We start from the raw sequence: 12937 nt of genomic DNA, 5'->3' as shown, positions 1-12937 counted from the left end.
ACGAGCAAGTTCGATCATTTTATGACTTGGCTGCTTGGCCAAATTGATGAACTACATAAGGTGTAATGCTAGCGAATCCTTCTGCATAAGGAATAAGGCTCCGCTGTCCCAGTAAAGAATCCCTAGCTCTCACACGTTCAATATACCCTTGAGTCAATGGAGTGGAAACTGCGCCTTCTCCCAATTCGAACTGGGAACGATAACTAAGCAATGAATTTTCCTTTTGCTCATAGTGTTCCGTAATATCCACAATCAAATCCGTTGGTCCGATATCGTTGATGAAGTAAAAATACAATTCTTTCACCTGAACTGCGGGCATGTCTGGCTTATAGTTTCTAAGCTTGGCATTGAATACAGCCTCCTGCACCAACTTGCTGCACATTACATGATCCGGATGGCGATCCTCCCAATATGGCGCAAACACGATTCGAGGCGCATGACGACGTATCTCCGCCGTCACAGCCTCTATGTGTTCAGGAGTAATATACAGCCCGCGATCAGGCAAACCGAGATTGCTTCGACACGAAAGACCGAGGACGCGGGAGGCTTGCTCCGCTTCCTCGGCTCTGCGCTCTACTGTCCCGTTGGAAGACATCTCTGCCCGGGTCAGATCACACACGCCTACTTTCAGTCCTGCTGCAGTATGTTTGGCAATCGTTCCTGCCATCCCAATTTCTGCATCATCCGCGTGTGCACCGAATATGAGAATGTCCAAACTCATTGAGCATCACCCGAATTCAATCCACCCTCAGGCTTGTATTTATGTACAAGCTCTCTCCAGCCAAAATCACCGCGATCCAGTGCTTTAACAAGAATCTCTGCAGTTGCAATATTCGTGGCAAGCGGAATCCCCTGTACATCGCACAGACGCAGCAAAGCGTTAATATCTGGTTCATGCGGCTGTGCCATCAATGGATCGCGCAGAAAAATAATCAAATCCATCTCATTTTGCGCAACCAAGGCTCCGATCTGTTGATCCCCGCCCAGTGGACCGGATTCAAACCGATGGATCTGTAATGAGGTTCCTTCCATAATACGAAGACCTGTTGTACCAGTCGAATATAGTTGATGGTCTGTAAAAACATTTTCGTAGGCTGTCACGAAGTTAACCATTTCTTCTTTTTTGCGATCATGGGCAATAAATGCAATTTTCAACATGACAATCTCCTTTAGTCGATAAAGTGATCAAATCCGTAGATGAGTCCTGTATATTCCATAACCTTCTGTACACCAATTTTAACACCAGGCATATAACCTGCACGTTCATAGGAATCATGGCGAATTTTGAGGGATTGGCCAAAGTCTCCAAATACGACTTCCTGCTGTGCAAATACCCCCGGCAACCGTACACTATGAATTCGGAATCCATTATAATATCCGCCTCGTGCTCCTTCGATCGTCTCTTCTTCGTTCGGATTGCCCTGACGAAGTTCCTCGCGGTTTGCTGCAATTAACTCGGCTGTTTTAATTGCTGTACCTGAAGGAGCATCCAGCTTCTGATCGCCGTGATATTCGATAATCTCCACATTCGGCATATGTTTGGCAGCCTGCGCAGCAAACCTCATCATCAGGATAGCACCGATCGAGAAGTTCGGGGCAATTAACCCTCCGATGCCTTTGTCCTGACACTGCTTGTCCAGCTGTTCAATCTGCTCCGGCGTAAAGCCGGTAACCCCCATAACAGGTCTGACTCCATGACGAATGGCAATCTCTGTATGGGCGAAGGCGTATTGAGGGACTGTGAAATCTACCATAACCTGTGGTTTAGTCTCTGCAAAAGCCATCTCGATATCATCGGTCAAAAGTACCCCACATTCAGGCAGACCAACAAGCGTTCCGGCATCCGTGCCTGCTCCGGAGCGGTTGACCGCTGCTGCGAGCTCCAGATCAGGATCTTGAAGCACCAGTTTCACTACTTCACGGCCCATCCGGCCAGCCGCTCCGATTACGGCCACTCTTATTACTTCACTCATCTTGGCTGCATCTCCTCACTATGTTAGTTCGTTTGGTTGAATCCATTTCAAACGATCTCCATCTGAAATGGATTCTTATTGAATGGATTTCATACGCTGCTTAATTTCCTGTAATAATAGATGCAGTTGCTCATTCTGCGGGTCTAGCAACAATGCGTTATGAACGGACCGGGTTGCAAGGTCGAACTCATTTAGATCACTGTAAGCAAGAGCAAGCATAATATGCGCTTCCACGTATAACGGGTCAAGTTTAACTGCCTCTTTCAGCAGATCCGCCGCCTTCACATATCGTTCATACGTTTCGTTCCCGGCTTGTTCAAGCAATGCCTTGGCCTGAGTACTTAACTGTTTGGCTTCCAGGGTCTGCAGATGTAAAACGTATTCCTCAAGCCCCTGAGACAGTTCAACAGCCTTGCGCGCATATTCGAGCGCTGGACCCAGGTGCTGACTGCGGGCATGTGTAATGGAACAACGATAATAGAGCTCTGCATGTTCAGGGTGAGCATCAATGGCAGATTCAAACCAACGAATCGCCTGCTCAAAATCATTTTGCAAAATACAGCGGTATGCATGCTGCATGTACTCTTCCGGTTTCATCATCCAAGCTGTCCCTCCCATTGAGGTGATGGTACAGCATATGTAATCTACGCCTTATCGGTGTTTTTTGGCGTCCACCGATTTGCATCGCGTGTGTTAAATTTATGCATGACTTTGTCGTGCGCCTCTGCCAGGTCGATCCCGAGAGAATTCGCAAAACAAATCGTGATAAATAAAATGTCCCCGAGCTCAAGCTCAATGGAATTGTCTGCTTCGGAAGATTTTTTCGGTTTCTCACCGAACTCGTGATTCACTTCCCTTGCAAGCTCTCCCACCTCTTCAGACATACGGGCGAGCATGGCCAGCGGGCTGAAGTATCCTTCTTTGAACTGGGAAATATACAGATCAACCTCACGCTGCATTTCTGCAATGCTTTTCTCCATGAGAACGGATTCTCCTTTTGAAATTGTGTCGTATTTGTTCCTAATATATCAGTTATTTAGATTCACTTCCACCATCAGAAACGACAAATCATTTTTAAAGAATCGATAAACAGGTATACTAAGATGGGAATGATTGCTTTCTCATTCTAATTTGTAAAATGGAGAGGGAACTTATGAGCACTTCCAAAACCTGGGTTCAATTCAAATTGATTCTCCCCATCCTATTGGGTACGGCATTATATGCCTTTGGACTTCTGTACTTCATCATCCCCAACCAGCTCATGGAAGGCGGCGTAACCGGGATTACGGTCCTGCTGAAGTACGCGTTCAACATCTCTCCTTCACTTACAACCTTGGTTGTTAACATTCCGCTCTTTCTGGTGGGACTTAAGATTTTGGGCCGCAGACAGATGATTTATACAGGCGTGGGTATTGGAGCGCTTACGTTGTTCCTCTGGTTATTTGAAAAAATGATTCATCTCGGCTGGATCGAACCGCTACATACAGAGAATGACCTTTTACTTGCGGCGCTTTACGCCGGAGTTACACTCGGTGCAGGCCTTGGAATCGTATTCCGCTGGGGCGGAACGACAGGTGGCTCTGACATCATTGCCCGCATTCTTAATCGAAAGTATGGCTGGAGTATGGGACGTGTACTGCTAGGTATCGATTTCATCATTATTGGCATCTCCCTCGTCTACATTCCCAAAGAAAAAATACTGTATACCCTTGTAGCTGTATTTATTGCCTCTAAAGTAATCGACTTTATTCAGGAAGGAGCGTATTCGGCCCGCGCATTTATGATCATCAGTGACCACGCACCCGAGATTGCGGATTTGATTACCCGTGATATGGATCGCGGCGTCACGCTAATTCCCGCCATTGGCGCATATTCAAAACAGGCCAAGCATGTTGCATACTGTGTCATTTCCAGGCAGGAATTCAGACGTTTGCAAACGATTGTGCGTTCCGTCGACCCCAGAGCTTTTGTTATTATTAGCGATGTCCATGATGTGCATGGAGAAGGGTTTAAGGAAAGCTGACCTTGTATCTCTACAATAAGAAAACCTCTCTCCCCAAGACAAAAGCCATGAGATGGCCCTTCTTGTAGATAGAGGTCTTTTTTCATATCGTGATGGTAGAAAAGGAGCTACCGCCGGAAAGGAAAAATCCCTTGCTGCTGCGCTCGATACTTACGATACCCCGCATAACTTAGCACGGCAATAATTACGGAACTAATGAGCAATCCGGCTACCCTCCGGTCTGGCCCCTGAACAAACGGCACAAAGGCGCTCTCATCCTTTTCACGACCAAACAGCTGGTTTACCAACTCTTCACCATGGGCTACCATACTCTTCAATTGTGCGATATCAGTCTGCTTGGCCGCAGTCAGCCCCTTTGTATGAGACAACCAGGCGTCCATCTGGGCGATCTCGTAAGGTTCACGGCGGATCATTGCCGCAGGCCGGATCGTCTCGTAGTGCTCCTCCAGCAAGGCGTAGCGTCTTGCTATGATCGCGGTGCTTAACTGCTGATCTGCTGCAGTTGATAGCGCATCAATATCATTTTTTACGATTTTATAATACTGGAGCCATAAGGGTTTGGCTGGGTTGGCAAGACTGTCCGCCGCAAGTCGAAGTTTGGCAGAGGCCTGCTGGAGAGAATTATCATCACTTTTCACCCTAACGGCAGCTTCTTTCACTTCAACAATGGTCTCGGATAGGGCATGAATGCCTTCTACTGTCGTCTGACCCTCAAAGGATATATGCTCCAGACCTTTACTGATTCGCAAAATACTACCTCTAACCTCTTCAATATCATTATCCAAGGCATGTCGATACAGCAGGGCCGCTTCTTCATTTAATTGTTTTATTGAATTTTTGGCTGATACTTGCTGATCTGTATTTCCGTTCGCACTTGTACTCTCCGCCGATACGCTGTATGACAAGTTCGTCCAGAACAGTAGAGTCATGAACGACACCACCATAAATCCAGTTTTGATCCTGAACGTTCTCTTCATGGACATCCCTCCCACCATCAATGTATGGCAGGGGAGAGTTCCTTAGAACAAGCTCGCGTTATGAATTCAGGCCCGTTTGGCCTGTCTCAGTGCAAGCCACGCACATAGAATGCTCACTAGTGTCAATCCGACGGTGAAATTGCGTACACCATCCAGATGGTCCATGAGCGATGCAGGCAGCCAAGGGAAAATGTCATAGGTATAATCCATCGTATCGTTTAGCAGCGTCCACAAGGCAGCAATCACCAAAGCCCCCCAACGGAACCCAAAGAATCTAACATACAAGAGCGCTTCAATAGCCATAGCACTATGAGATGCAATCAACATCCAATCCTGCCAATGTTGTGCCCCCCCCTGCATCCAGCCTGCAAAAATGATAGATACCGCCCATACACCGTACTTTACCGAAGTGACCACAGCAAGTGCCTGGATGACATGTCCAATTCGATTCAGGACCATCGATTTTGGCTTGTACAATACCCACAATAAAGATAACGTGAAGAACAAACTCGCTGTGGGACTGTCCGGCACAAACACAATCTGCCACAGTGGTTGCTGTGCCAGCGTATACTCCATTTGATCCCCGTACCATATGTATCCGTATACAGTTCCTAATGCGTTACACCAAAACAAGAGCCACAGGAAATAACGATTTGTTAGAAATTCCCGACTCCAAAAGTACGATAAAGCCACATTCTCTGCCCCTTCCATCCTATGTGTTCTGCGTTCCAAAGAAAGGTGTTGCGAAAAACTCCTCAAAAAAACCTGACCGCATAAACGATCAGGTTTCACTGCTTATTTCGATTTTACTGTTCTGCCTTCTGTTTCGCAAGCCATTCCGCCAGGTGATTGATGTCATCATCTGTCAAACCTTGAGCTATGGCTTGATCATACATCGCGGGCATTGTGTTATATCCTTCTTTGATAATCGTCAGGATTTCTTCCTGGCTGTGTTTGTCACCCACACCACGTAGAGAAGGTCCATTGGCTCCCTTCATATCTGACGCATGACATCCGATACATCCGGCCTTTTTGAAGGTTTCCATTGCAGGGTCATCCTTCTCGACGATCGCCACTTCTTCTTTTTGACCTGGCGCATTGGAGGTAGGCAGACCCTGCAGATGTTTCTCCAGCGCTTCTTCCTCACGCTGAATATGTTCCGGCTTCTTACCGCTTGCTTCCAACTCATGCTCGTAGTGTGTCCACGCAACATTGGTCAGGTAGAATACAGCCATCACCGACAAAATCATCAGCGATGATGCAATCGGACGTTTGTAGAACCGTCTCTCCTTGCCTGTATCCAGAAACGGGGCGAGCAGCAGAGCGCCGAAAGCGACTCCACTGACTCCAAGTACCCCCAACAGGACATAATCCCCTGAGGCATATGGGTATTTCAAATACTGATACAGAAACAGGAAATACCAGTCCGGCATCGGGATAACCGATGCACTTGGATTGGCCGGATAGCCCAGTGGTGCAGGCTCCGAAATCGTTAGTACCAAAATACCAACCAGTACAACGACACCAACCATCCATTCTTTCAGCAAGAAGTTAGGAATAAAAGCCTCTGATTTGCCGGGATACGCCGTGTAATCCGGTGGAGTTATAAACCCCGCTCCTTTACGGACGCGGGAGTCCCCGACGAAGATAATCTTTTCCTGGTCATCTGACTTGTGTCCGTGAGCCATGTCGATTCCTCCCTTCTCAGATTATAGTGGTCCCGAAATGCCCTGTCTGCGGATCATAATAAAGTGACCGACCAGAAGCACCAGAAGCACAGCCGGAAGGAAGAAGACGTGCAGGGCAAAGAACCGTGTTAACGTCTGTGCACCTACAATGGTTCCGCCTTGCAGGAATTCCTTAATGATCGGCCCCAGCCAAGGAACCGTATTCGCAATCTCCAGGGTAACTTTGGTTGCAAAGTAGGCTTTGTTATCCCATGGCAACAGGTACCCTGTAAGCCCGAGACCCAGCATGACAAAAAAGATCAGCATGCCGACAACCCAGTTCATCTCGCGCGGTGCTTTGTAAGAGCCGGTAAAGAACACACGCATCGTATGTAAGAACATCATAACGATAACCAGACTGGCTCCCCAATGGTGCATTCCGCGTACAATTTGGCCAAAGGCTACTTTGGTCTGCAAATACTCGACACTGGCGTAAGCATTAATAATATCAGGCACATAATACATGGTCAGGAACATCCCTGACAGAATCTGAATAACAGTGATAAAGAACGTCAATCCACCAAAGCAGTACACGAATGCGGAAAAGTGATGAGCCGGGTTTACGTGCTCTGGTACTTCATGATCCGCAACGTCCCTCCAGATTGGCGTGATATCGAGACGCTCGTCAATCCAGTCATAGACATTTTTAAACATCTGCGTTCACGCCTCCTATTTGACTCGGGTGTTCGGAATAATGTCGCCCAGATAAACCCAACCCTGATCTTCCTTAACCACATACTCATCCAGCGGCTTCGGGGCTACGGCAAGATTCTTGCCTTCTTTGGTATAATGCGCACCATGACATGGACAATGATATTCGTCGGGAAATTGCTTATCACTATTCCAACCTACGGTGCAGCCCAAATGTTTACAAATGGGTGAAAGCGCATAGATTTTGCCCTGTTCATCTTTCCTGATCCAGGCGATTAACGAAGCATTGCTCAAATACCAACCATCTTGCTGTTTCAGTTCAAACGTAAATTCTTGAGGTTCATTCGTAATTTTGCTGATTTCCGCTACTTTGACAGAGGTGCCTTCTCCCTTGTGCTGCAAAATCGGGTCCACCGCAAAACGGACCATGGGGAGTATTGCACCGGCGGCCATGTAGGCTGTAGCTCCACCAAGCGTGTACGTCAAAAACTGCCTGCGTGACATTTCCATGCGGCTTGGCAATTTCATCGAAGCTTCGTGCTGGTCATGCTCACTGCTCATACTGTCTCCAACCCCCTTTTTCAGCCAACTCTCTCAATCGTTTTCATTATCAGAAATTCCACGACTTACTAGAACATACATAATCATATAGTAGCCCTAGAACACCGTCAAGAATTTGTCACACATTTTTAAGGTTCATTTGTAAGCGTTATTAAAAAAATGTTGGTAAATTGTCACATTTGTCACATGAAGGTCATCTTTTCCATAACTCACGGATTTTCTCCCCGACAAAACGCGCAACTCCCTCTTCTCCTACCTCTTGAGATAAAATGGAACGGCTTAATACCAGATCTGCTGAAGTTATTTGGCTCTGTTCCAACACACCATCAGATGACATTATAACCACATATTTGAAACCTGAAGATTTGAGTTGTTCGGATAAGGTATTTAATGCCATTGACATATCCGGACCAGCATAATGGAATGCAGGGTAAGTCATAATACGTCCTTTAAAAGGAATCTCCACCAGATCCAAAAAATCTCTAAGCCGCTCCAACGCCTCGGTTGCTTCAACCGGAGACTGCTTTCCCGTCAGGGCTGTGTATGGAATAAGGCATGTATCCAGATAGAGTTGCAGTTCCGCCCAGCTGTCTTGAGTCATCTCACTGAATTTCAATTCCCTAATTCCCCTCTCTATCCATTTTATTCCCATATTATATATGAGCTTATATTATAAATCCAGAGATTCATCCTTTACCCGTTTATAAATTATAGTGAACACAAAAAAGAAATGCGTTTTTCACGCATTTCCTGTGTTTAATTTTATTTGGATTTGCTCATCAGTTTATGGCCTTCAGTTCATCCGTCAGATTCCGGAAAGCTACTTCGTCTCCGGTAGCTAATGCCTTATCGATTTCCATATACAGCTTCTCGCTGCGCTGTTTACGAAGCGCGTCGTCCCACACCATCTCAGCAGCCAGCCCCAACATGACTTCATACGTAACTTTCATTTTATCCAATAGGATGCACCTCCAAAACGGATTTAAGAGCTCCTATACTCCTTTCCTTTGGCAACATAACCTAGTGTAGTCCTCGACATCCGCTCAAGATCTGCATCAGTCAACTCACGTATCACTTTGGCAGGTGTGCCCAAAGCAAGGGTATAGGGCGGAATTTTGGTATTTTCAGTAACAACAGAACCGGCCCCGATCAGCGTATATTCACCAATTTCGGCTCCATTGAGAAGGATAGCGCCCATACCAATCAGCGAACCTGTTCCAATACGACATCCATGGATAATCGCAGAATGACCTACAGACACATCGTCGTCCAAAATCAAAGGCTGATTCATGTTGACATGTCCAACAGCATTATCCTGTATATTACATCGCCGTCCAATCACGATGGGTGCCAGATCAGCGCGCAGTACAGCATTGAACCAGATCGTAGATTCTTCACCCAGTGTCAGATCACCAATAAGTTTCGCTCCTTCAGCCATATATACCGAAGGGTGTAACCGTGGTTGCATACCTTTGTATGGAATTATCATAAGTATCACTCCTTAATTTGGGAGTGATTTTAGCAACTTGTCCTTCACTTGTCAAACATAACGGGTGTAATATCCCCGGACAGCGAACGACAGGATGACGCGAGGCGTGAACCCCAAGCTGTCATTTGTACTGTTCGCCCCTCTGCATGTTCCCCAATGCGAAGCATGCCTAGATGCAGCATCATTTTGAGGATCCTGTTGTCATAAATCGTCTCTGCGGTGTCGTAATAGAACGGCTGAATGTAGGGACCAATCTGGCGGAACAAAGACTCTGCTGTGGACCAGCCGGCTGCACATTCCCCTGTCCAGTACACAATGGAGGACAGATTTGGAATAGCACCTTTATAAAGTCTTAACCAAAACCGAAATAGCTGTATCATCTCGGCTGTTTTCTCCGCCCCCAGCTTGTCTTCACCGGAAGCTGACAATTTCAGCATTCCCTGTTCCTCGCGGACCAGACGATGATGAAAGGCGTAGTCATAGATGAACGCAAATCGGTCGGGGTAGTCTTTGAACGAACGCCCGTAACCGAATCTCCATCCAGCTTTACCCACCAGCGCCTCACTCACATGCAAATGCTCCATAATCTGCTGCTGAGAACGACGGTACATCAAACCTTCTGCGTTTAATGCTATTTCATGCTGCTGGACGAATTGCAGGAACAGTTTGAGATCATCAGCAAGCAGATGGTATTCATCCCTGTAAACGGGAGGCTCGCTCGTTTGTGCAATGCCTGCCTTCAGGTGCGTGGCTAACACATCCCTAAATCTCATTTGCAGATCCTTGGGCACCTGATACAGGTATCTGGTCTGTTGGGTTGTACCATTGAACAACCATCCACTCTTCGTGAAGCGTACGATAAGATCACGTGGGCTGGCTCCAGCCTCGCTATCTTTTTTATCCATCGACTGACGAGCAATGGCGACAAGTTCCTCCATACCGAAGTATTGGCGGGCGTCAAACAGCAAGTTGTTCAAAAATCGCAGATCTACCTGATTTAGTTCGCGAACCTGCTGCTCAAAAAAAGGTCTGCTGCCCAATGTAGTGAGAATACTCTGGATGAGTTCATGTTTGGAATTGGGCTTACACTCGCACTGGTAATAATCTGCTATTCGATTAAGCTGGCCGATATCGGCAAAAGTAAGCATATCCGCTAGATTCATGGGTCCATCGCCTCGCCCTTGACTACTTTTCGGCTGATGCTTCGGGGCCTGGAGTAGTTTGGTTTTGTAAACATCGTTGACGGAATTCCTATGATCTAAACCTCTTTTTTGCAAATCTTTTATGTTTTAACCATACTATGCCCGAAGTTGCCTGCTCAGAAGAAGAATGAGATGTTCAAAATCATATAGAAATTGAACTAAAGAATATGTACACTTGCCACTCCAATGACAGAACAACCTTCTGATCACTGTTGTTCCCAGATTTTTTGGATTCCCTTTTTTCAAAGGGGAAAATCCGAGGATAAAGGCGAAGCGTATGCTTACGATGCAGTTTTCTTTCAGAAAGCTTTTAGCTCCGCTTCCTCAGGTTATTTCTGTCCTCTCCGTTCTCGTGTAAATGTTTATTTCAATCTCTATAGAATGACAGTTACACATTGCTATACCCGCAAAAAAAACAACCTGAGTTAATTACTCAGGTTGTTTTGCCAGATCCAATGAAAGGTGTCGTGTACAGTTATAAAGCAACGGACTCCAATCTTCACGTTCCTTTTCCAGAATCGTAAGCGACAGGTTTCCAATTCGTTCCGTATAGCGGTCTTTAAACAAAGCTGACAGCAGATTCGCAAGGAAGGCGCCATGAGAGACAATCAGCACATTTTTGTCCTGATACATCTCCCACAAATCCTCCAGAAAGCCCAAAGCACGTGTCTGAATAGCAGCAATCTGTTCCTGGCCTAAATCCAGCGACTCCCAGGAAGCGCCCCAGCGAGCAACACGCTCCTCGGATGTCAGACCTTCAATTTGACCAAACGCCCGCTCCTTCAAGCGTGCATCCGGCTCTAGCAGAGGAACATTCAATAGCCCGGAGATAATCTCTCCCGTCTCCTGAGCCCTGGAAAGCCCGCTTGTAATGATGTGGTCCCAGCGGTACTCTTCGGAAAGCAAACGTCTACCCAGACGCTCAGCTTGCTCACGACCTTCCGTATTCAGAGGTATGTCTGTTTGTCCCTGAATACGTCCTGCCGCATTCCAGTCTGTTAGACCGTGACGAATAAGCCCAATTCGCATCTCATCCCTCATTTCTCTATACGGTGAACGAAAGCTTTACCTAAGCACGTGCACCTTGTTTGCGTTTGTTCGTTGTACGATGCATACGTCCAAGAGAAAATAGAGCCATACCTATTGCAAGCAAAGACAACCCCATCCAGTATTGAGGATACGCTGGGCCCATGCTCACAACGAAGGGCTCAATAATACTCCCTCTGTCTGCTCCCGTCATGTTGTACTTGTACAATCCGGAGGAAGAGGGCTCACTGCCCGCTACCCCTGTCTCCAATATACCCGTAGAGACCACGCTGGTCTGCTCAGCTTCTGTTACGTCTGGCTTAAACATCGCCATGTACAAAAAGCTGCATAAGAAAATTGCCAGGAACGCAGCAATCCACAAAGACATATGCTTGCGGATCACAGCAGAGAAACGATTAACCTTTGCCTCTTCCGGCAATAGCCATGGAGACTCCGCATAGATCCGTTCCATAACATTACGGTTCACTTTCTCTGCCTGTTGTTCTGTCACTGGGACCGGTATGCTGTGCAGCAAAATTTGAGCTTCTTCCCAAACCTCAAATTGCTGCGAGCAATCTTCACAACCAGCGAGATGAGCATGAAATGCAATCCGCTGAGGATGATCTTCCGGCAAGTCCCAGACCAGTGCAAACAGTTCCTGGGCTTCATTGCAATTCATCGGTTCTTCATCCCTTCATATGGCTCGTAGACCGGTTCGAAGAAATAAGGTTCCAATTGAGTTTTTACGCTTGACCTTGCTCTGAACAATAACGATTTCACAGAACTGACGCTCTGCCCAAGAATATTTGCAATCTCCTGGTAGTCTAGTTGATCATACTCACGGAGTATAATGGCAGAACGCTGCTTCTCCGGTAAATTGTTAATGGCATCCCTAACCAGCATCACCCGCTCACTACGCAATACAGCATGCTCTGGCGCATTCTCAGAAGGAGCAACAGGTACAATACCGCTCTCTTCAAGTGGAACACTCCCACTACGCTGTTTACGAAGCTCACTCAGTACCGTATTTCTCGCAATGGTATATAACCAGGTTGAGAACGAGGCATCCACCTCTCGGAATGAGTGCAGACTGCGGAACGCCTTATAGAAAGTCTCAGAACAGAGATCTTCCGCAAGCAGCTCCATATTAGAACTTTTCAACATATGATATACGAAAGCCAGTATTTTACGCTGATAACGACTCATCAGCTCGGAATATAACTCCAGGTTACCTTCCTTGATCTCTCGAATCAACTGGGAATCCGTCATTTGAGTGCGACCCCTCCTCGCCCATCCATGTGCTTCTCC

Annotated in this window: 18 protein-coding genes; 1 reads left to right on the top strand and 17 read right to left on the bottom strand. The window is 46.8% G+C overall.

The window, feature by feature from the left end; translation table 11 throughout:
* Positions 1–19: 19 nt before the first annotated feature.
* From bshB1 to P5G61_RS11400, 5 genes are all read right to left on the bottom strand, one after another.
* Positions 20–721 (bottom strand): bacillithiol biosynthesis deacetylase BshB1, encoded by a 702-nt coding sequence (gene bshB1 / locus P5G61_RS11420; protein ID WP_301246510.1) that lies wholly within the window; start codon positions 719–721, stop codon positions 20–22.
* Positions 718–1158 carry a methylglyoxal synthase gene (gene mgsA, locus P5G61_RS11415; RefSeq protein ID WP_024630633.1) on the bottom strand — a complete coding sequence of 147 codons (441 nt, stop codon included), beginning with the start codon at positions 1156–1158 and terminating at the stop codon, positions 718–720. The genes bshB1 and mgsA overlap by 4 nt, the downstream gene beginning before the upstream one ends.
* 11 nt (positions 1159–1169) lie before the next feature.
* On the bottom strand, positions 1170–1973 hold the full coding sequence (dapB, locus tag P5G61_RS11410) for a 4-hydroxy-tetrahydrodipicolinate reductase (RefSeq protein WP_024630634.1): 804 nt from the start codon (positions 1971–1973) through the stop codon (positions 1170–1172).
* Between the two features lie 75 nt (positions 1974–2048).
* Entirely contained in the window at positions 2049–2573 is a 525-nt protein-coding gene (locus P5G61_RS11405; RefSeq protein WP_301246509.1) for a tetratricopeptide repeat protein, read from the bottom strand.
* A 44-nt stretch (positions 2574–2617) separates the two neighbouring features.
* The gene (locus tag P5G61_RS11400; protein WP_301246507.1) at positions 2618–2953 is read right to left on the bottom strand and encodes a nucleotide pyrophosphohydrolase; all 336 of its coding nucleotides are present in this window, start codon (positions 2951–2953) and stop codon (positions 2618–2620) included.
* 173 nt (positions 2954–3126) lie between these two features.
* On the opposite strand from P5G61_RS11400, the gene P5G61_RS11395 reads away from it, so the two are divergent.
* A complete protein-coding gene (locus P5G61_RS11395) occupies positions 3127–3996 on the top strand; it encodes a YitT family protein (RefSeq protein WP_301246506.1) in 870 nt (289 codons plus the stop codon).
* 107 nt (positions 3997–4103) lie between these two features.
* Here the strand turns inward: P5G61_RS11395 and P5G61_RS11390 are convergent, their stop codons facing one another.
* The 12 genes from P5G61_RS11390 to P5G61_RS11335 all read right to left on the bottom strand — a co-directional run bounded on the left by P5G61_RS11390 (position 4104) and on the right by P5G61_RS11335 (position 12898).
* Positions 4104–4973 (bottom strand): sporulation protein YpjB, encoded by an 870-nt coding sequence (locus P5G61_RS11390; protein WP_301246504.1) that lies wholly within the window; start codon positions 4971–4973, stop codon positions 4104–4106.
* Between the two features lie 66 nt (positions 4974–5039).
* A complete protein-coding gene (locus P5G61_RS11385) occupies positions 5040–5666 on the bottom strand; it encodes a DUF1405 domain-containing protein (RefSeq protein WP_301246763.1) in 627 nt (208 codons plus the stop codon).
* A 113-nt stretch (positions 5667–5779) separates the two neighbouring features.
* Positions 5780–6661, bottom strand: coding sequence for a menaquinol-cytochrome c reductase cytochrome b/c subunit (locus P5G61_RS11380; protein ID WP_301246502.1), 882 nt, complete (start codon positions 6659–6661; stop codon positions 5780–5782).
* A 21-nt stretch (positions 6662–6682) separates the two neighbouring features.
* Positions 6683–7354, bottom strand: coding sequence for a menaquinol-cytochrome c reductase cytochrome b subunit (qcrB, locus tag P5G61_RS11375; RefSeq protein WP_017687726.1), 672 nt, complete (start codon positions 7352–7354; stop codon positions 6683–6685).
* A gap of 15 nt (positions 7355–7369) precedes the next feature.
* Complete coding sequence (locus P5G61_RS11370) at positions 7370–7912, bottom strand: QcrA and Rieske domain-containing protein (protein ID WP_079349401.1); 543 nt, start codon at positions 7910–7912, stop codon at positions 7370–7372.
* Between the two features lie 193 nt (positions 7913–8105).
* On the bottom strand, positions 8106–8528 hold the full coding sequence (locus P5G61_RS11365) for a DUF2487 family protein (RefSeq protein ID WP_301246499.1): 423 nt from the start codon (positions 8526–8528) through the stop codon (positions 8106–8108).
* A 163-nt stretch (positions 8529–8691) separates the two neighbouring features.
* Complete coding sequence (locus P5G61_RS11360) at positions 8692–8871, bottom strand: IDEAL domain-containing protein (RefSeq protein WP_024630643.1); 180 nt, start codon at positions 8869–8871, stop codon at positions 8692–8694.
* Between the two features lie 23 nt (positions 8872–8894).
* A complete protein-coding gene (locus tag P5G61_RS11355) occupies positions 8895–9401 on the bottom strand; it encodes a gamma carbonic anhydrase family protein (protein ID WP_079349403.1) in 507 nt (168 codons plus the stop codon).
* A 44-nt stretch (positions 9402–9445) separates the two neighbouring features.
* A complete protein-coding gene (locus tag P5G61_RS11350; RefSeq protein WP_301246498.1) occupies positions 9446–10564 on the bottom strand; it encodes a hypothetical protein in 1119 nt (372 codons plus the stop codon).
* A 468-nt stretch (positions 10565–11032) separates the two neighbouring features.
* A complete protein-coding gene (locus P5G61_RS11345; protein ID WP_301246496.1) occupies positions 11033–11632 on the bottom strand; it encodes a histidine phosphatase family protein in 600 nt (199 codons plus the stop codon).
* 40 nt (positions 11633–11672) lie between these two features.
* On the bottom strand, positions 11673–12308 hold the full coding sequence (locus P5G61_RS11340; protein ID WP_301246495.1) for an anti-sigma factor family protein: 636 nt from the start codon (positions 12306–12308) through the stop codon (positions 11673–11675).
* On the bottom strand, positions 12305–12898 hold the full coding sequence (locus P5G61_RS11335) for an RNA polymerase sigma factor (RefSeq protein ID WP_053780698.1): 594 nt from the start codon (positions 12896–12898) through the stop codon (positions 12305–12307). Before P5G61_RS11335 ends, P5G61_RS11340 begins: the two co-directional genes overlap by 4 nt.
* Positions 12899–12937 lie beyond the last annotated feature (39 nt).

This window comes from Paenibacillus vandeheii, from assembly GCF_030433635.1.
Classification (GTDB): domain Bacteria; phylum Bacillota; class Bacilli; order Paenibacillales; family Paenibacillaceae; genus Paenibacillus; species Paenibacillus vandeheii.
This window is presented reverse-complemented; position numbering and strand designations above follow the sequence as displayed.